This window comes from Paenibacillus dokdonensis, from assembly GCF_004916975.1.
In the GTDB taxonomy this organism is placed as follows: Bacteria; Bacillota; Bacilli; order Paenibacillales; family Paenibacillaceae; genus Paenibacillus_AQ; species Paenibacillus_AQ dokdonensis.
The window spans coordinates 140,993-160,845 of the sequence record NZ_STGQ01000001.1 but is presented as its reverse complement, the minus strand read 5'-3'; the positions used below and the strand labels follow the sequence as shown (position 1 = coordinate 160,845).

18 protein-coding genes are annotated in these 19,853 nt (G+C 48.5%); 2 read left to right on the top strand and 16 right to left on the bottom strand.

What is annotated here, in order from left to right:
* Window positions 1–12: 12 nt before the first annotated feature.
* The 6 genes from E6W40_RS00835 to E6W40_RS00810 all read right to left on the bottom strand — a co-directional run bounded on the left by E6W40_RS00835 (window position 13) and on the right by E6W40_RS00810 (window position 7,606).
* Window positions 13–627 (bottom strand): flavin reductase family protein, encoded by a 615-nt coding sequence (locus tag E6W40_RS00835; protein WP_425464903.1) that lies wholly within the window; start codon window positions 625–627, stop codon window positions 13–15.
* Window positions 624–1,574, bottom strand: coding sequence for a ring-cleaving dioxygenase (locus E6W40_RS00830; protein WP_136603744.1), 951 nt, complete (start codon window positions 1,572–1,574; stop codon window positions 624–626). Before E6W40_RS00830 ends, E6W40_RS00835 begins: the two co-directional genes overlap by 4 nt.
* Window positions 1,575–1,801: 227 nt before the next feature.
* On the bottom strand, window positions 1,802–6,352 hold the full coding sequence (locus E6W40_RS00825) for a family 10 glycosylhydrolase (protein ID WP_168928785.1): 4,551 nt from the start codon (window positions 6,350–6,352) through the stop codon (window positions 1,802–1,804).
* A gap of 349 nt (window positions 6,353–6,701) precedes the next feature.
* A complete protein-coding gene (locus tag E6W40_RS00820; RefSeq protein ID WP_211146953.1) occupies window positions 6,702–7,004 on the bottom strand; it encodes a hypothetical protein in 303 nt (100 codons plus the stop codon).
* Between the two features lie 12 nt (window positions 7,005–7,016).
* Entirely contained in the window at window positions 7,017–7,208 is a 192-nt protein-coding gene (locus E6W40_RS00815; protein WP_136603742.1) for a WYL domain-containing protein, read from the bottom strand.
* Window positions 7,209–7,411: 203 nt separating this feature from the next.
* On the bottom strand, window positions 7,412–7,606 hold the full coding sequence (locus E6W40_RS00810) for a YwbE family protein (RefSeq protein WP_246072780.1): 195 nt from the start codon (window positions 7,604–7,606) through the stop codon (window positions 7,412–7,414).
* A gap of 140 nt (window positions 7,607–7,746) precedes the next feature.
* Here E6W40_RS00810 and E6W40_RS00805 point away from each other — a divergent pair, with 140 nt between their 5' ends.
* Window positions 7,747–7,974 (top strand): hypothetical protein, encoded by a 228-nt coding sequence (locus E6W40_RS00805; RefSeq protein ID WP_136603741.1) that lies wholly within the window; start codon window positions 7,747–7,749, stop codon window positions 7,972–7,974.
* A 191-nt stretch (window positions 7,975–8,165) separates the two neighbouring features.
* Here the strand turns inward: E6W40_RS00805 and ppk1 are convergent, their stop codons facing one another.
* The 3 genes from ppk1 to E6W40_RS00790 form a co-directional block, all read right to left on the bottom strand.
* On the bottom strand, window positions 8,166–10,301 hold the full coding sequence (gene ppk1 / locus E6W40_RS00800) for a polyphosphate kinase 1 (protein WP_136603740.1): 2,136 nt from the start codon (window positions 10,299–10,301) through the stop codon (window positions 8,166–8,168).
* Window positions 10,298–11,212, bottom strand: coding sequence for a Ppx/GppA phosphatase family protein (locus tag E6W40_RS00795; protein ID WP_136603739.1), 915 nt, complete (start codon window positions 11,210–11,212; stop codon window positions 10,298–10,300). Before E6W40_RS00795 ends, ppk1 begins: the two co-directional genes overlap by 4 nt.
* Window positions 11,213–11,467: 255 nt before the next feature.
* Window positions 11,468–13,309 carry an ABC transporter ATP-binding protein gene (locus E6W40_RS00790; protein WP_246072778.1) on the bottom strand — a complete coding sequence of 614 codons (1,842 nt, stop codon included), beginning with the start codon at window positions 13,307–13,309 and terminating at the stop codon, window positions 11,468–11,470.
* A gap of 120 nt (window positions 13,310–13,429) precedes the next feature.
* Between E6W40_RS00790 and E6W40_RS00785 the strand changes: the two genes are divergently transcribed.
* Window positions 13,430–14,086, top strand: a complete 657-nt coding sequence (locus E6W40_RS00785; protein WP_246072776.1) for a MarR family winged helix-turn-helix transcriptional regulator — start codon at window positions 13,430–13,432, stop codon at window positions 14,084–14,086.
* A gap of 220 nt (window positions 14,087–14,306) precedes the next feature.
* On the opposite strand, the gene groL is transcribed toward E6W40_RS00785, so the two are convergent.
* The 7 genes from groL to E6W40_RS00750 form a co-directional block, all read right to left on the bottom strand.
* Window positions 14,307–15,935 carry a chaperonin GroEL gene (groL, locus tag E6W40_RS00780; RefSeq protein WP_136603738.1) on the bottom strand — a complete coding sequence of 543 codons (1,629 nt, stop codon included), beginning with the start codon at window positions 15,933–15,935 and terminating at the stop codon, window positions 14,307–14,309.
* 59 nt (window positions 15,936–15,994) lie between these two features.
* The gene (groES, locus tag E6W40_RS00775) at window positions 15,995–16,276 is read right to left on the bottom strand and encodes a co-chaperone GroES (RefSeq protein ID WP_136603737.1); all 282 of its coding nucleotides are present in this window, start codon (window positions 16,274–16,276) and stop codon (window positions 15,995–15,997) included.
* A 381-nt stretch (window positions 16,277–16,657) separates the two neighbouring features.
* Window positions 16,658–17,431 carry a twin-arginine translocase subunit TatC gene (gene tatC / locus E6W40_RS00770; RefSeq protein WP_136603736.1) on the bottom strand — a complete coding sequence of 258 codons (774 nt, stop codon included), beginning with the start codon at window positions 17,429–17,431 and terminating at the stop codon, window positions 16,658–16,660.
* 91 nt (window positions 17,432–17,522) lie between these two features.
* Window positions 17,523–17,792, bottom strand: a complete 270-nt coding sequence (locus E6W40_RS00765; RefSeq protein ID WP_136606763.1) for a twin-arginine translocase TatA/TatE family subunit — start codon at window positions 17,790–17,792, stop codon at window positions 17,523–17,525.
* A 214-nt stretch (window positions 17,793–18,006) separates the two neighbouring features.
* Complete coding sequence (locus E6W40_RS00760) at window positions 18,007–18,492, bottom strand: MogA/MoaB family molybdenum cofactor biosynthesis protein (protein ID WP_136603735.1); 486 nt, start codon at window positions 18,490–18,492, stop codon at window positions 18,007–18,009.
* 42 nt (window positions 18,493–18,534) lie between these two features.
* A complete protein-coding gene (gene moaC, locus E6W40_RS00755; protein WP_136603734.1) occupies window positions 18,535–19,008 on the bottom strand; it encodes a cyclic pyranopterin monophosphate synthase MoaC in 474 nt (157 codons plus the stop codon).
* On the bottom strand, window positions 18,989–19,633 hold the full coding sequence (locus E6W40_RS00750) for a 5-formyltetrahydrofolate cyclo-ligase (RefSeq protein WP_136603733.1): 645 nt from the start codon (window positions 19,631–19,633) through the stop codon (window positions 18,989–18,991). The genes moaC and E6W40_RS00750 overlap by 20 nt, the downstream gene beginning before the upstream one ends.
* Window positions 19,634–19,853 lie beyond the last annotated feature (220 nt).

The following is a 19,853-nucleotide window of genomic DNA, read 5'->3' as shown; positions in this document are numbered from 1 at the left end:
ATAAATCAGGCTTTACAGCGGTCGATCGAGAGAGAAGGTCTCACCCAGCTTGGCGTAGCTGTTTCCGGCCAAACGGCTGACAGGCTGCAAAACATCCGCGAGAATCCGGCCATGATCAAGCAATGCATCATCCACATGAAACCGTACGACGCGTCCGATAAGCAGATCCGTGGATGGGGATGCCTCTGTTCCTCCGAGCGGGATGGACCGCTCCAGTACGCATTCCATGCGTATTTTCGCTTCAGCAATCCCAGGTACGCGCACGACATCGCTTGATACTGTTGTCAGACCGGCAGACTCCACCTCGCTCTGATCGGGAGGTAGACTTGCAGCGGTTTGATTCAGCTTCTGAATGGAGGACCCATCTCCGATATGAACAACGAATTCTCCTTCCCGCACAGCATTTCTCGCGGTATCTTTCGGACCTCCCTGCTTTCTTTGCACGGATACGGAGACCATGGGCGGATCTGCCGTTACGATATTGAAATAGCTGAATGGTGCCGCATTAACCTTGCCGTTATCAGCCAGAGTCGTCACCCAGGCAACAGGTCTTGGAATAATGCTGCCGGTCAGCAGCTTGTAATTGTCACGTTCACTTTGCCTGGACGGATCGATAGGAATGATCATGAGACAACCTCCTCTAATACCCGTACTTCAAAAGGTGTAAGCTTGGCTTCGATTTCTGTCCGGCGTTCCTCAAACCATTCAGGCAGCATAAGCTGTTCACCCAAATGGGCAAGCTCTTCGTCGCGCGCGAAGCCCGGTGGATCTGTCGCAATTTCAAACTGGATGCCGCCTCCCTCGCGGAAATAAAGGGCGTTAAAATATTGGCGGTCTACGACCGGAGTCGCTTGCAAGCCATGCTCAAGCACATGTTCTCTCCACAGGACATGCTCTTGATCGTCCTTCGCACGCCAGGCAATATGGTGGACGGTACCCGCTCCTCCTGCACCATGCTCCATTGGCGCCACATTCACGTCAATGACATTGCCAATATCTCCGAATGATTTGAACCGGGCGTAAGCTCCTTCCTGGCCAACCTTCTGAAGGCCCATCACCCGCTGAAGCAAATCAGCCGTTTGCTGAGGTGCCGTACTGTACAGAATTGCGCCGCCAAAGCCTTTAATCGCTTGCTCCATAGGAATGCCACCAAAAGTCCAAGTGCTGAGAGGTCCATCTCTCCGTTCCACGATCTCCAGCTGAAGCCCATCCTGATCGCGGAACGACAGATACTCCTCTGAAAATCTTGCAGTTTTCACAACCGGTATTTGAAAATCTGCCAATCTTTTCTCCCAAAAGCTGAGCGCTCCTGCGGGAACAGCAAATGTAGTTACACCAACCTGTCCCCCGCCTACACGTCCTTGACGTGATCTTGGCCATGGAAAGAACGTAATGATGGTTCCTGGACTTCCTTGCTCATCCCCCAAATAAAGGTGATATACCTCCGGCGCATCGAAGTTAACGGTTTGTTTAATCAGGCGGAGTCCGAGCACACCTGCATAAAAATCTACTGTTTTCTGAGGATCTCTTACAAAGGCAGTAATGTGGTGAATACCTGCGGTTTTCATATTCATAACTGGTTCAGCTCCTTCTATGATCATATTCATCTTTAATTAGAGACATTTAAGTGAAAGTATTAGAGTTTTAATATTTCTTGCTTGTTTGTTTATTTATCTTAATATAAAGATATTATATTTTGAGGTAGTTGTCAATCCTTCAGGTAAATCTGCTGGAAATTTTCACGGATATACGCAAAAAAAGAAGCGAAGCTCTGACAAGAGCTCCGCCCCCCTTTTAAACTTTAGGACAGCTTTTCTATAAACTTCAATAGATTCGCAAGGGCTTGAGCACTTTCCGACCTTTTCGTTTCCTGTGCCGGATTGAATTTACCGCCGCTGCCTTGCAGCAGCCCCATACCCACGGCATCATTGATCGCCTGCTGCGCCCATTTGCTGATAGCGGATTGATCCTTGAATGCTGTATCGGCTGAATTTCCAGGTTTCTTGCCTCCTGCGGCCACAAAAGCATTCAGAAGCATCACGGTCATTTCTTCACGAGTCACGACCTGCTCCGGATGGAACCGCCCGTCTCCCGAACCATGAATAATTCCCGCCTTAACAGCTGCAGCGATGTCCTTGGCATACCAGATGTCATCGCTGACATCCGTGAACACTGCATCAGTTCCTGCCGGCAGGCTGAGCATACGTGTCAGCATCGAAGCGAATTCTGCACGGCTGACCGGCTTATCAGGTGCAAAGGATCCATCCGGGAGTCCATTCACCACATGCCGTGCAGCCATATCCTTGATAACCTCGGAAGCCCAGTGATTGGATGCGATATCCCTGAATGTTTTATCATATGCTATCGCACTGTATTGTCCTGGTGTTGTAAGCTCAACCGTTATTTGTTTCTCGCCTGTTCTCTTCCCGCCTGCATATTCCATTACTTCGCTGCCCGTGATGCGGTAGATCCCGGTACGCACTGGTTTCGCGCCTGCAGGAATATCCAGTGTAAGAATGATTGCATCCGAGAAATGCTTCAATTCATATTGCTTGCCATCCTTCGCCTGCGCAGAAATTCCAACTTGAATTATTCCGTTTGCCGTAAGCACTGCGTCTTCACTTTGCTGCAGCTGCTTGATCGCACTCGAAACAACTTCTGCTGCCAGGGGTTTAACGTCAACGATAAGTTTCAGTTCATTTGAATTTGCACCCGCCACGAGATTCGCGGCCTCCAGCAGAATGGATGACGGAATGGATATTACTGCCCCTCTGGTGTGAATATTCAGTATTCCATCTTGGCCCAGTCGGTCTGGGGCACTGCTTGGCAGCTGCACCTGCGTTTGACCTGACCCCATCTCAATATCCAATTTGCCATTCTGGATGCTATTCAGATCATGATCAGACACTACCCGTTGATTTGACTGCACTACTGGCTGCTCGATTGGTAGCGCAGATGGTGTTCCCGGGCCGGTTGGTGTCTGTGTTCCCGGGTTCGTATTTGTTGCCGTTTCCGTATGCCCGGCAAGCGTATTACTTAAGCCGCTTTCATGATGCAGCCGGCTCACTCCCGAAACGGCATAGGTATATTCTCGGCCCGCAGCAGCGCTAAGATCCTTGTAGACCTGCATCACTCCTTCGGCTCTCCGCACCGTGGCGATCAGCTGCGATGTGTTGGTTGGATCGATAACCGAACTACCCTGAACACGGTATACTGCATAATAAGCGGATTCCTTGTCACCGTTATCCTTCCACGAAAGCTGAATGGAGCCGCTTGAACCTTCAGCCCCTGTCAACTTCGGTGCATCTGGTGTTTCATCCGGGAGCCAAGACATCACAGGAATCAATGCCGGGCGAGAATACATGGATGTAATCACATCCCTTACACCAAGAGGATTGGCGAGCAGGTCAGAGGTGCTGAACATAATATTCCCTGCTACATCCTCACCGTGATCATTATTAAATCGCAGCTGTGCCGGCAGCTGATCAGGATTCTTCCAGTTATCCTCTCCGACACGATATGCTGCCTGTCCGATATACAGCTGAACGTTATGCTTACCCGAATTATCGTTTATTCCATGAATCTCTTTGGTCCACCAATCAATCAGCTTCTCATAGGCCGCAGCTGAATATCCGAAATGCCAATAAATCTGCGGTGCCAGATAATCCACCCAACCTTCTTTCATCCATGTTCTCGTATCCGCATACAGACCATCATAGTTTTGCTGGCCGTTCGTATCTGAGCCGGTTGGATCAGTACCTTTATTGCGCCAAATCCCGAAAGGACTGATTCCGAATTTAACGTAAGGCTTGATTTGCTTGATGGCTGTGTTCAAGCCTTTGACGATCGTATTTACGTTATCTCTACGCCAATTATCCAATGTCATCGTGCCACCGCTGCTTTTATAAGCGTTATACTCTTTGGTGTCGTCGAAAGGTTCATTTCCTGGATACGGATAAAAGTAATCGTCCATATGAATGCCGTCTACATCATACTTCTGCACAATTTCCTTCACGCCGTTAATGATATAGTTTTGGGCTTCGGGAATGGCAGGATTGAAATACAATTTACCACCGTTCTTAACCACCCAGTCGGGATGAAGCCTTGCCGGATGGTTCGTCGAAAGCAGTTCAGGCTGATCGTGCATGCTGATCCGGTACGGATTAATCCAGCCATGAAATTCAAGATTACGTTTATGCGCTTCATCAATCATAAACTTCAGCGGATCATATCCATCGCTCGGTGCCTTTCCCTGTTCTCCGGTCAACCAATGCGACCATGGGAAATATTCAGACGGAAAGAAGGAATCACTCGTCGGTCTTATTTGTACAAAAACCGCATTGATCCCGGTCTGTTTCAGCTGATCCAGCAGTTTAACAAAATCCTGCCTTTGCTGCTCAGGATCGAATACATTCTTAGTTGGCCAATCTATGTTCTCGACCGTAGAAATCCATGCGCCGCGCAGCTCGCGTTTTGGATGTGCTGCCGGATTCGTTACTACGAGAAGCTGCTGTGCTTTTTTTCCGGATACCTCTGCCGTGATCATGGTCGTTCCCGGTGCAATGGCTGTCATTTTTCCTGTCGTTGGATCAATGGTTGCAATATTGGTATCCATGCTTCCAAATATGATCCCCGTAGTGATCTCTTTTTTACCTTCCACTTTATAATCCCCATAGACTTTGGCTGCGGGTACATCTTCTCCGACGATCGCGGAGAACACATTCCCAATCTCAATCGTTTTCAGTTCTCCGGCCTTAACCTGTACCGTGTAATTCGCTTCATGTCCTTCATATTTTGCCTTCACCATTGTCTCTCCTACTTGCAGGGCCCGGATTTGATGCCCCGTTATTTCGGCGACCGCTTTGTCAGCTTCAACCTCAAAGGTCGTTTTCGCCGATACATCTACAGGCTCTCCGTCTCCAAAAACAGCAAACGCCTTCAAGTTGGAAGTTTCTGTCAGTACCAGCGAAGACGGTCCCTCAATCAGGATTCGCTCAGGCTGAGCAGGCTCTAACGAAACGACCAGCCGGTACACGGCTGCATATTTGTTCTGATACGTGGCTATCAATTCGGTTTCCCCGGCAGCCAATGCTGTAATCATACCGCTCGGATCAATCGTTGCCACAGTCTCATCGCTGCTCGAAAAGGTAACGCTGCCGCTGTCTGCAGGCTGTGGGGACGAATCACCCTTGCGAGTTATCAGCGCGTTGGCTTTCACGGTTTCACCAATGCCCAGAGGCTTGACGCCAGACCACTCCAAACCGAAAATATTCGTGTCCCCGTAGATCATGCTCACCTGATCTACATATAAAGTTCCAGCCGTTTTCGTTCCCGTCTCGACCAAATAAATATAATTGAGCTTAATCGGATCATTGCTTGAAGGAATATCAGCCGTGACGTAACGCCAGCCGTTCAAAACTTCACTGCTGCCTGTAAAGTCGAGTGTTATCAAGGCTCCCTTGCCATCCTGAATTTGACCGCGGATCCAGTGCTTTTTATCCTCGCCATACACCCAGAATCCGATTTTCTTCGGGCTGCCGGATATCTCGCGGCCGTCTTTTCCGTCCGGAGCCTTAAAGCGTATGTAAGCCGCCGAAGTACCACCCTGATTGGTAAAGTCATATGTCAGCCTGCCCGCTTTCAGACCGTATTTAACCGGATTTGGACGCTCTGCCGGGTCAATGGCAGCCGAATTGGCTGCAGCAGTGGTGACTCTAAGATCTGTCATATCTTCAAAATCCTCAAAAACCTTGACCCACTCGTTGTTCGCTGCTGCTTGCATCGCAGGAGGAGCCTCGACATTCACAGTGACTTCCGTAGTCAAACCACTGTATTCGGCCTCAATGACTCCCATGGCTGGTTGTTCTCCAGCTGTCAATGTTCCTGCTGATATCTTGCCGATCCCGGGAACACTATCCGTTTTGATACTCCAGATCACCTCATGCTGCGGTATCTCCACTTCGCTGCCGCCAGCATCATAGCCTTTTACCGTAAGCGCTATTGATGTATTCACGTTTACCGTTATAGGTTCAGGCGATATATCCAGACGCACCGCATCAGCGTTTTTTTCTGCTTCTGTTTTCTCCTCTTTTACTGGTGATGCTTCACCTTGCGAATCCCAAGGAATGCCGTTATTGTCTGTGCTTGGTGGCTCGTCTTCCCCAGTAACTGCCTCCTTATCATCCGGTTTTGCAGGATCAGCCTCCCCGTCATTCTCCAAATCTTCTTTACTGTTATTCTTTACGGGTGTATCTACCTGCTCTCCATTAACTTCCTCCTCTGCTGCCGCTCCGTATACAGAAACGGGCGTATAAGATATGAATGCGCTTACAATTAAACTTATTATGAGCATTACACTAAGAGGCCTACCTAACCATGATACTCTGTGTACCATACATGCACGTCCCTTCCCATAAATAAAGTTTTTCTTGCAAATCTTGAGCGCTTCCTCATGATGAAGTTAGCAATCACCCACTTTCTTGAAAATATGTTTTAATTATATAGTGCATTTTAAAATTTTACTACAAAAATTTAATTTAATAATTCGTTATTATTTGTGGTTATTTGCTATAAACCCGTCGATTGTTTATGCACTTTGACAGAAGTTGAACCCAGTAGAGATCATGCGCTTCTTACTCAAAAAAACAGCCGCCCCAACTCGGGACGGCTGTCTCTCCGCTTTTGCCAATCTCTCCATTCGTTTAGTACATGGTCCAATAATCCGCATTTCCTTCCTTGATCATCGGCTGGTTCTGCTGCTTCCGGGCCTCCGCGATTGCTGGTTCTTCCCGCTCCCACTTTTCAATAATCACAATGCTCTGGAGATTCGCTTTATCCTTCCATTCAATATACTGCAGCTTCTCCAGCTCCCGCAGAGAGCGGAGAAGCTCCTCTTTCCGTTTCCCTGTCTTAATTTCAAGCTCATGAATGGTCGGCAGCCTTCTCCGTCCGCTGAGATAGTTAAAAAGAATGCGTAAAATTTTCCGATCCATATCCGCCAGCATGGCAGTCACTCCCTACGCAATTTTAGCCGGCTGCCATGCCAGAATGCGGTCCAGACGGAATGTCCGCGGCGCTCCCGTTTGCAGGCATGTGGCACGTACGATTTGTCCGCGGATACCTTTGACCTCGATTTTGCGCTGTGTTATTTTCCCCGTTCGGTCCAGATATACAATTTCCACCCTTTGACCGATGTATTTTTCCGGCATGACAACCCCTCCTAACAGAACCCTTGTTCCTATATTATACCCGAACATTTGTTCTTTAATCAATGGTAAGTTGCTGCCAATATAAATCATGCTGCCTGAATTCCAGAAATATCACGCGGGTTCATTTTACATCGAATGCAATGCTTAAATAAAAAAAGACTATCCAATGATAGTCTTAGTAGTAATAACAGAGATGTCCGGTCCTACAAAATAGCTTGCACGCGTCCCACGTTACCGTCGGTCAGCCTTACTTTAATGCCCCTCGTATGATTGGGCGAGTTGGTCAGCAGCTTTTGGACAACCCCCTGCGTGCGCTTGCCTGTACGCTGATCTTCTTTCTTCACGATTTCTACGGTCATTCCCGGCTTGATGTTGGCCCGGATCATATGCGATTCCATGATGTTCACGTTCCTCTCTGTCTTACAGCCTAGGTAATATAAACTTACAAGCGGCTGCCTTTGCCTTATATCATATCACAAATGCAAATTGTCTTCCGTTCGGGTACAATAAGGGCAAAACAACATTTGGAGGATACACCATGGAAAACGAAGAAGAACAAAGACAACAGGCCATCCCGGCTGAAGATGAAGAAGGTAATTTTAAACTGCTCGATGTCGAACGCATACTTTCGATAACGTCTGAAATTGAAGATGACGAAGACAGTGCCGCGATTTTCCATTATGAAGACGGCAAAACATACAAATACGTTCACAGCGAGAAAGCAATGAAACAGTTCAGCGAGTGGATTCAAAAAGGGGAAGGTTAAACGCAAAAGATGACGATGCGAAGGCTGCCGGTGGGCAGCTTTTTTGATATGGATACAGCCGTTATGGATTCGAAAAAACGGGGACACGATCATCCGTGTCCCCGTTTCGTCCGTAACGATTTAATAACATTTGCGAAAATTACTCATTGCCCGTCCATCTAACAAAAATAGAGAAAGTACGGTTAAATTCACTACTGAAGCAACCGGCTCCACTTGCGCCAAAAACGCCAGTGCTGAGGATGCTGCCGGTTCATGGCTTGCACGGCCTCATCAATAAATTGTTTCTGGCTGTCCAAGAGATTGGCCTCATAAGGCGCGGATAGCCGTTTATATTGCCCGTTACCCGACATCTGCCGGGCCTTGTCATTGTCCCGCAGCATGATATCCAGTTGATGAAGGATACGCTGCTTCAGTCTGGGATCATATACGGGGCAGGCCGTCTCGACGCGGCGGGTGGTGCTGCGTGTCATTAAATCCCCTGACGAAATATAGATGGAGCAGTCCTCATCCGCACCAAAACAAAAAATGCGGGAATGCTCAAGGAAGCGTCCAACGATGCTGCGGACCGCAACATTCTCCGTATTTTCCGGGACGCCTGGGAGCAGGCAGCAAATCCCGCGAATGATGAGCTGAACGGGAACTCCAGCTTCCGAGGCTTCGGACAGCTTCTGCAGAATTTCGATATCCGTCAAGGAATTCGATTTCATCAGGATGCGGCAAGGCTCACCACGACGAGCTTTCTCGATTTCCCGATCCATGCACGCAAGCAGAGGCTGCCTGAAGTGATTCGGTGCCACGAGCAGGTGCTGATATTGCCCCTCCAGATTCGACATCGCCATATTTTTGAAGAAGGTGTCCGCATCACGGCCGATTTCTTCATGCGAGGTCATAATGGAGATATCCGTATATAATTTTGCCGTCTTTTCATTGTAATTTCCTGTACTGATATGCGTAATATATTGGATTCGATTCCGGTCTTTCCGGGTGATGAGACACATCTTGCTATGCACCTTATAACCCTCGACTCCGTAAATGACCTGGCAGCCTGCCTCCTCAAGCCGTTCCGCCCATTCAATATTATTCTGTTCATCGAACCTCGCCTGCAGCTCGATCAAGACGGTTACATCCTTCTGGTTTTCTGCCGCACGGCTTAAGTATTGCGTAATGATCGAGTGCTGAGCCAGCCGGTAAATCGTGATCTTGATCGAGACGACTTGGGGATCTTCAGCGCTTTCCTTCAAAAGCTGCAAAAAAGGATCCATCGAATCATACGGATAATAGAGCATCATGTCTTCTTTCAGGCACCACTCCGTTATCGTAGGATAGGCCTGCGTTTCGAGAGGATTATAGGCCTGGAACGGAGGGTACATACACTTCAGTTTTAAGTGCTTTGGCATGCGCTGGATCAGATCGAACGGATAGTTCATCACAATGGGCGCTGCACTGTTGAACACCTGCTTGCGGCTCAGCTGCAGCTTATCGCATAACAATTGTCCAACACGCTTGGGAAGAAGACCCTCCACTTCTAATCGGACCGGTGCCAGACGCGCCCGTTTCTTAAGCGTCTTTTTCATAAGTAGCCGGATATCGTCATCGTCTTCGTATTCCAGGTTCTCATCATCCAGCGCAATATCCGCATTCCGGGTCACCGATACCAGATGGGCGCTGCTCACTTTATACATATTTAACAGCTGTTTGGCGTATCCAAGGATGACATGGCTTGTCAAAATATATCGGAAAGATTCTCCCGGCAACTGGATGAAATCCGGAAACGATGGGGATACCGGTATAATGCCAAGCGTATGGTTCTTGTCCTCAAAACTGCACATCACATAGGGCTGCTTATTCTTCAGATGCGGGAACGGATGATGCGAATCGACCACAACCGGCGATAAAATCGGGAAGATATGCTGTTCATAATATTCTTCAATGAACTTTTTCTCCTGCTTGTTCAGGTCCTCCATGCCCACGCGATAGATCTGAAAGTTCTGCAGGGCTTGTTCAATCTGGGCAAAAATAGCGTTACGCTTCTCATAAAATGGTTCGGTGGCCGCAAAGATAGCGTCCAGCTGCTCCTCGGCCGTCCATCCGGTCTTGTTATCCCGATGTTCTTCCTTCATGACAGACAAATCCGTTAAACTGCCAACCCGAATCATATAGAACTCATCCAGATTGCTGGTGAAGATGGACACAAACTTCAGGCGTTCGAACAACGGAACCCGCTCGTCCATCGCTTCTTCAAGCACGCGCTCATTGAACCGAAGCCAAGACAGCTCCCGGTTCTGCATATAAAGGGTTTGAGATTTTAATGGCATAGAAGTGATCATGTCTCTTCCCTTCCTTTGGTTAAACGATCATATAGGAACCCTTCGCGAACGCCTGAGCGGCTGATATGTATCACTTCACTTTGGAAAAACGCAGCGATCTCATTCAGCAAAACCATGCCGGGAATCAGGGTGTGAATGCGATCCGGCGCCTTCAGCAGAATAGGAGCAATATGCTTTTTCTTATGATTTTTAAAATGCCCGAGCATTCCTTGCAATTCCTCGACGGTTAATAGATTTCCGTTGTCCGTGTCGCCAAGAACGCCTTTCAATTTGAAGGAAGCGCGAATCGTGCCGCCAACGCCGCAAATCGGCAGCGGGCCCAGATCATCCGGAACAGAAAGGGCATGCAGCTTCATGCGCACCAGCTCTGCGATGGCTTCCCGTTCTTTCTCCGTCGGAATGATTTTCTGAACATATTTCTCGTAGGCATTCAAACACCCGATCGGCAGGCTATCGCTATAACGAATCTCGTTATTTTGAAAAATGGCAATCTCGGAGCTGCCACCGCCAATGTCGACGAGTACACCCTCCGCCAGCTCTACGCTTTGCATCGCCCCCACATAGCTGAGTCTGGCTTCCTCTTCGCCGGAGATCACTTCCACCTCAATCCCGGCGCATTCACGAATCGCATCGGCCACTTGCCGGGTATTCGCAATATTGCGGATCGCCGCAGTCGCGAACACATGAATGCTGTCAGGCGTAACAGGCAGCTGCTTCAGCATTTTCATATAATCTTTCAGGGTCTGACAGACTATACGGATGCCCGCTTCATTCATACTCTTCTTTTGGATATAATGGACCAGTCCTGCCATGGTCTTGCGATGAAATAATACCTGTGTTTCCTGACCTTCATATTGATATACGGTCAAACGAATCGTATTCGATCCGACGTCGACAATCGCAGTAATCAACTCTGCTCACCACACCTTAAATCTTCGTTTTCTTTCATATATTAATCTCGAATTGTTTTCGCAATGTAAAATTGTGAGGATATCTGAGAAATAAGCGCAGAAATGATGCTATTTTATCATTTTCCCTCAACAGGAAAGAAAAAAACCGTCAAGTACAAGGATTGCTGTACTTAACGGTTTTTTCTGTTTTTTATTCATTTGAGCCAGCCCTGCTCTTTAAAGCGCGTAATTGCCTCCACCCGTTTCATGACAATATCATATAGACGACTGCATATCGGTGCTGAATCGTTCAAACTGCTTGCTGTGCAGATCGGTATACACACCGTTGTTCAGCAAAAGTTCTTCATGATTTCCTTCTTCGATAATGGCCCCATCCTTCACCACGAGAATCTTATCGGCAGCCATGATCGTGGAGAGGCGGTGGGCGATCACGATGCTGGTTTTGTCCTGCAGAAGGAGATGCATCGCTTTTTGAATGTAGTATTCCGATGCCGTGTCCAGCGATGAGGTGGCTTCATCCATAATAATAATGGACGGGTTCTTCAAGAGAACTCTCGCAATGGAAATTCTCTGCTTCTCGCCTCCCGACAGCTTGATCCCCCGGTTCCCGACGACCGTGTCGTAACCATCCGGAAGTTCCATGATGAAGTCATGAATATATGCCGCTTTGCAGGCATCAACCATCTCCTCCTCGCTTGCTTCGCTGCAGGCGTACAGCAAATTTTCCCGGATCGTCCCGTTGAACAGATAACTGTCCTGGGTGACGAGACCAATCTGTGAGCGCAGGGATTCCAGTGTCATATCGCGAATATCCGTTCCGCCGATCCGGATGCTTCCGGAATCAATCTCGTAAAGCCGCGGAATCAGGTTCGTGATGGTCGTTTTTCCGGCTCCGCTCGGGCCGACGAGGGCTGTCATCGTGCCGGAGGCTGCAGTGAAAGAAATGTCCTGCAGCGCCTGTTTATCCTTCTGATACGCAAAGCATACATCTTCGAAAATGATGTCCTGTTTGGTCAAGTCCGCTGCCCGGGCATCCGTGCGATCAATGATCCCGGGCTTCATATCAAAATAATCGAAAATACGTTCAAACAATGCAACCGATCTTTTAATCTCCACATACAGATTCGTCATCTGGCCGAAAGGACCGTAAATCCGGCCCAGCAGCGCCACGAAGCTGATAATCGCTCCGACCGTGATTTCCCCCTGGATAAACAGATAACCTCCGTAGAGATAAATAAGCATCGGTCCCAGGCTCGTAAACGTAGTCAAAATCATCATGAACCAGCGGCCGGCCATGGATTCGCGGATCTGGAGCTGTGTCGACTCCCGGTTAATGGTTCTGAAGCTGTCATACTCCTTTCCTTCCCGTGTGAACAGCTTCATCAACAAATAACCGCTGATGCTCAGCGTTTCCTGAATGATATGGTTCTGCTCAGACATTTTTTCCTGCGTCTGCTTGGCCAGCTTCCATCGCACATTGCCCATTTTTCTTGTCGGTATAATAAATAGCGGCACGATCAATATGCCCATGATGGCAAGCTTCCAGTTCATGATGAAAAGCGTGGCGACCGTGGTGGAAAGCACGAACAGATTGCTGGCAAAATTAATCACCGTGCTGTTGAAGACGCCTTGAATGCCTGAAATATCGCTCGTCATCCGGGTTATGACTTCCCCCTGCTTGACGGCAGAGAAAAACTGCAGCGGCATCCGCTGCAAATGGCTGTACATCTGATTCTTCATATCGTACACGATGCTCTGAGAGATAAATGAATTTAAATAGCTCTGCAGCACGCCGAGCAGCCCTGACACGACCGTGGTTCCCAGTGAAATCAGCACCAGCTCCACTAGAAGCTTCATATTTTTGTCCGGAAGCGCATGATCGACGATCCGCTGGATCAAAAGCGGCGGCAAAAGTCCCAATAATGACGAAACCAGCAATATCGACAGCACGAGCATGGTCTGTTTCCAATACGGCTTGAAATACTTGAAAATGCGCAGCAGCATGGCCTTCGAAATATTGGGCTTCTGCTGGGCGTCATCGAATTTCATCCGGCCAAAGCCCGCACCCGGCATGCCTCCCCCATACATTTTGGACATCGTATTCCCCCTATCATTATGAATGATTGAATCACCTATTGACTAGATAATAAGGTACCTGTATGATAATGTCAAGGTACCTTATTATCAGGTGCCTGAATAATAAGGAGGAACGAACCGATGAACGAAAACGAAAATGGTAATGAAAACAACGCAACTCTAATGGAACAGCTATTTCAGTTTATTATGCTGCTGCGCAGATATCAGTTTCATGTCCGCGGGGATCAGGAGCATTTCGGAGATCCGCACCGGGGACAGGGACGGGTGCTCGCGCTTCTGAAAATAAAACCGGAAATTACGCAGAAGGAGTTGACGTATTTGCTCAATATGCGAAATCAGTCTCTGGGCGAGCTCCTCACTAAGCTGGAGCGCAACGGCTTGATCACAAGATCCCCGTCGGAACAGGACCGCAGAGTCATGAACGTGAAATTGACGGAAACCGGAGCGGAAGCTGCCGACCAGCTCGAACAGCGGCAGCAGGATGAGAACAAGCTCTTCGATTGCTTGAATGAAGATGAGCAAGCCAAATTTAGCGAATATTTGGATCGCTTAATCGGCCAGATGGCGGAGCAGATCGGGGCTGGAGCTTCTTCTGAGCATAATCCAGGGGATTTCTGGGGCGGACATGGACGTCATCGCCCGCACGGCAAAGGGCCACATGGATTCCGGTTTCAAAGAACGACGGGATTTCCTTCCTTCGGTTGGGGACGACACCGAGCTCCGGGTGACGAACGCTTCGGTGGACCGCGGTCCGGACAGGATCATGAGCAGGAATAAGAATTTCGGGACAGCGTGTGCTTCCCAATGTAATCATGAGAAGCACAGCCACATTCTTTGTAAGCAACTGCAGGCTCCCGGATTCAATATGGATTGAAAAAGGACGTAAAAAGGCCTCTCAGAAATAAATTCTGAGAGGCCTTTTTAATAATGTGAAAATGTGGTCAAACGGTGTTTCCCTTACGGAAAACCCTTGATGCATAAGGGCTGGTGGCCCTTATTACATCATGCCGCCCATTCCACCCATGCCGCCCATGTCAGGCATGCCTGGTTTTTCTGGTTCTGGCTTGTCAGCGATAACCGCTTCAGTGGTCAGGAACATAGCCGCTACGGAAGCCGCGTTTTGCAGAGCAGAACGGGTTACTTTCGCAGGGTCAACGATTCCAGCTTCGAACATGTTTACCCACTCATCAGTCGCAGCATTGTAGCCTACGCCAACTTCTTCTTTTTTCAGACGTTCCACGATGACGGAACCTTCTTGGCCAGCGTTAGCTGCGATGGTACGGATTGGCTCTTCCAGAGCGCGGAGAACAATGTTCACGCCTGTTCTTTCATCGCCAGTCACTTGAACAGCACTCACAGCATTATATACGTTCACGAGGGCAGTACCACCACCGGAAACGATACCTTCTTCAACCGCAGCACGGGTTGCATTCAGGGCGTCTTCGATGCGAAGCTTGCGCTCTTTCAGTTCAGTTTCAGTTGCAGCACCGACTTTGATAACCGCTACGCCGCCAGCCAGTTTAGCCAGACGCTCTTGCAGTTTCTCTTTGTCGAACTCGGAAGTTGTTTCTTCCAGCTGCGCACGGATTTGGTTCACACGAGCTGTAATGTCGGATTTGTCGCCGCTTCCGTCTACAACGGTTGTGTTTTCTTTCGTTACGCGCACTTGACGTGCATTACCCAGTTGATCGATGGTAGCGCTCTTCAGATCAAGACCGAGCTTCTCCGTGATCACTTGGCCGCCAGTCAGGGCAGCGATATCCTGCAGCATGGCTTCACGGCGGTCACCAAAGCCAGGAGCTTTAACGGCAACAGCGTTGAATGTTCCGCGCAGTTTGTTCACAACCAGCATCGCTTGAGCTTCGCCTTCGATATCTTCAGCGATGATCACAAGCGGTCTGCCTTGTTGTACGATTTTTTCGAGCAATGGCAGAATTTCTTGGGTTGTAGAGATTTTCTTGTCCGTGATCAGGATGTATGGATTGTCCAGAACGGCTTCCATTTTGTCCGTATCCGTGATCATGTAAGGAGATACATAACCGCGGTCGAACTGCATGCCTTCCACGACTTCCATCTCTGTATTGAATCCGCGGGATTCTTCGACTGTGATCACACCGTCGTTACCCACTTTTTCCATAGCTTCAGCGATCAGTTCGCCAACTTCATCGTCAGCAGCGGAGATCGCAGCTACTTGAGCAATTTTTTGGTTGTCATTGACAGCGATAGCGATGTTTTTCAGTTCAGCTACTGCCGCTTTAACCGCTTTGTCGATACCTTTGCGAACGACCATAGGGTTAGCGCCTGCAGTTACGTTTTTCAGACCTTCGCGGATCATGGCTTGAGCCAGAACCGTTGCAGTTGTCGTACCGTCACCGGCAACATCGTTGGTTTTGGTTGCTACTTCTTTAACGAGCTGGGCGCCCATGTTTTCAAAAGCATCTTCCAGTTCGATTTCTTTTGCGATCGTCACACCGTCATTGGTAATGAGCGGGCTTCCGAATTTTTTCTCAAGAACGACGTTACGGCCTTTAGGTCCGAGTGTCACTTTTACAGCGTTAGCCAAAGCATCTACACCACGCAGCATGGAGCGGCGTGCGTCTTCACTGAAACGGATATCTTTTGCCATGTTGATAAAAACCTCCCAAAAAAATAGTTTCTCAATTCTGTGGTTCCTATGTTCAGGCCTTAGCCTACGATTGCGTGAATGTCGCTTTCTTTCATAATCAGATATTCTTTACCTTCATACTTGATTTCTGTTCCGGCATATTTGGAGAAAAGAACACGGTCGCCTTCTTTTACTTCCAAAGGAACGCGAACTCCGTCTTTTACAGCTCCGCCGCCAACAGCAATAATTTTACCTTCTTGCGGCTTCTCTTTTGCAGAGTCCGGAAGGACAATCCCGAATGAAGTCGTTTCCTCTTGTTCGATCGGTTCTACCAATACGCGGTCACCTAAAGGTTTGATCATGAAAAATAGCCTCCTTGTTAATATGTTGTATTCCAGTAACGGCGATGTTGTCGTTATGTATTAGCACTCGACAGCCTCTAGTGCTAACAACCACTTTTATGATACTCAACTTGGGCACAGATTTCAAGTCCTCTTGATGCATTTTTCAAAGAAACTCACACATTTTCACTCAATTAACCAGAGCTTGTCCTTCACCACTTGAAGAAGCCCCGTTACTCATACTCCATCATTCTATCCAGCGGATTTTAAAATATGCCGGGGAAACGGGATAAAATTTAGAAGAATGAATCTCTGAAACAACAAAAAAGCAGTCTTCCCCGGGTAGAGAAGAATGCTCTTTTCATTGCAAGGATGAAGCTCATCCTGTGCGATTCAATGATGTTATTCCATGTTCGCAGGAAACTTGTATTTCTCTTCGGCAGCCTCATCGGCCGCGAGCTGTTTCCGGTATATTACCGATGACAAGTATACACTGAATTCATACAATAGCAGCAGCGGGATGGTTACCAGAAAATCCGAGATAAAATCCGGCGGCGTAATGACTACCGCGATGAACACCAACGCAAAATAGGAAACCTTGCGCATCTTCCGCAGCCTGCGCGGATTTAGAATTCTGAGCTTGGTCATGAACATCACGATAAGCGGAAGCTCAAACAGCAGCGCAATCGGCAATACCAGTGTAAACATAAAGTTGAAATACTGAGAAATGCCGTAGGTTTCTGTGAGCCCCATATTTTTAGTGATCGTTGTCGTAAAGCCGAGTGCCATCGGAAATACCACGTAGTAACCGAATGCAATGCCGATTAAAAATAAAATCAATAAATACGGAACATAGTGGAGCGCCGCTTTACGCTCGATTTCACGGAGTCCGGGGCTGACAAACGCCCACAGCTGGTACGCCGTAAACGGGATGGTTAATACCAGCGCAACAACCATCGCAATTTTCATATATATGCCGATGCCGTCCCAGAACGCAAATGCATGAAGCTGGAAGTCTTTGGCCGAGTCCACACTGATCAGATACTTATAAATGGGATTGGCGCAGACCAGGCCGATGATCAGGCCCAGCAAAAGAACGACCAGAATAATGATAATGCGCTTACGCAATTCTCCAAGATGATCAACGATCGACATTTCTTCCTGTATATCAGACATGCTGTCACCATCCTATCTCTTCTGCCCTGCGGACAAAACAAAATCCCTCCCCGCACGGAAGGGATTCCAAAGTCTTCTCTTTCAAACCAAATTATTCTGGAAGACGTTTATTGTCAGCAGTGCTCTGTGCAGCAGCCGGAGCTGCGGCTTGCACTTCACTTGGAGCGGCAGCGAGCGGCCTTGCCGGTTCGCTTGTACGGGAAGATTGATCATCTTCACCAATAATATCACGGGCTCCGTCCTTGAACTCACGGAAGGTACGACCAACAGCACGTCCGAGCTCAGGGAGCTTGTTCGGTCCGAATAACAGCAGCGCCAAAATCACCAGCAAAATAATTCCCGGTACGCCAATACTACTCAGCATATCGAATTCTCCTCTCTGTACTTTACTCGCTAAAACTAAAGCGATATGCCGCTCTTCGATTTATTGAGGAAAGAGAATCAAAGTTGTAGTTAAAAAGACATTACGACCACGGTTTAGACAAAGTTTTGCCACAAAGACATCATACCATAACTCAAATCACAACAATATCAAATAAGTGTGACAATTTTGGAAATAGAACGGAATTTTCTGGTTATTGGCGGAACTGTCCCGTAACCATCAAGAGCGCCTCCGGCAGCTGGTCCATAATGGCAGCCAGGTTCTCATGCACTCCTTTGGGTGTTCCGGGCAAATTGACGATCAGCGTCCGGCCGCGAATGCCGCATATGCCTCTGAACAGCATCGCCCCCCGGTTCTTTTGCATGACTGTCGCCCTCATCGCTTCGGCCATACCCGGCACTTCACGTTCGATCACCCGCCTTGTCGCTTCCGGTGTAACATCCCGTATCGCCAGCTCCGTTCCTCCCGTTGTCAGTACCAGATCCGCTTGAAAATAATCCGTGAGTTCAATGAGTGATGCGATAATATCATCCTGTTCGTCGGGTACAATCCGGTACTCCACAATCTCCCCGCCGAGTTCCTCCTCCACCAGCTCCCGGATGACCTGGGCGCTTGTATCTTCACGCTCACCTCTTGATCCTTTATCGCTTGCCGTTAAGATCGCTGTTTTCCACACCATGAGATCACCCCTCCTCCTTCGCATCTTTTTAACAAAAGACTCCTATGACTCGCGCTGATAATCCCCGCTTTTTCCACCAGTCTTGGACTTCAGCATGGTCGGTCCGATAATCATGTCCTTTTGCAGCGCTTTGCACATATCATAGACGGTCAAGGCTGCGGCGGAAACGGCCGTTAAAGCCTCCATCTCTACGCCAGTCTTGCCGGTTGTTTTCACGGTTCCTTCTATATAAAGCTCATCATGTCCGTTATCCGCAAAATGGATGTTAATTCCCGTCAGCGGAAGCGGATGGCACATCGGAATCCAGTCGGATGTTTTTTTGGCAGCCATCACCCCCGCCACCGAAGCCACGGCAAGCACGTCGCCTTTGCCTATTTTTCCTTCCTTAATTCGGGAGAGTGTTTCCGGGGCCATCTTCACCATCGTTTGCGCAACGGCCGTGCGTGATGTGACCTCCTTGTCTGAAACATCCACCATTTTGGCTCTGCCCTGTTCATTAAAATGCGTCAGTTCCATCTTCAACCTCCTTGAATTCATACACAACTTGCTCCGTAATCAGAACCTGAAGACGTGCATCTGTCTTTTCCATGGGAACCTGCTCTACCACCTGAACACCAAAACCGATGCCGGCCCATACCGGAAGCTTTCCATGCCCCCTTTGGGCCGAAAAGCGCTCATACAACCGGTCGTAGTAGCCGCCCCCATACCCCAATCTTCCTCCCGCCATGTCAAAAGCGATTCCCGGCACAAAAACTGCCTCCGGGATAAATTCTTCCGGCACAGCCGGGGAATGCTCCGGATCCGGCTCCAGAATGCCGTACGATCCTGATTTCAGCTCGTCCCAGTTCTTCAGCGAATGAAGTGTCATTGAGCAATCCTCCCGCCGACAGCGGGGAACATACACTTCAATGCCTGTCTGCCATGCCTCTTCAATGAGTGGTTTCGTATCCAGTTCACTGCTGAAAGAGACATAGATCAGTATGCTGCGCATATTTTCCTTCTTCAGCCATGAGACCGCCTGACCGCATGCAATCCGAGAAAAGTCCCGGTGCTGCTCAGCCGAGATACCGCTGCGAACCTGAGCCATTCGAGTACGAAGCTCTGCTTTTATTTCCTGAATTGTGGAATTTTCGCCGTTCATCGTTTAAAAACAGCTGCCTTCCCTTAAAAAGTAAACTTTCGAATTTTCATAAATTTCATTTCATTTTCATCATGGAGCCATATATGGAATCTTCACACCGTATAGATCTACATATAGCATGTATTCAGCCGCTTCATGAACTTTTGCAAAACCCGCAGGTTCATTTTGCTCTTAGTTTACCACTGTTGCTCCATTTTCGCCAAGATTGGTCTGAAGTCCT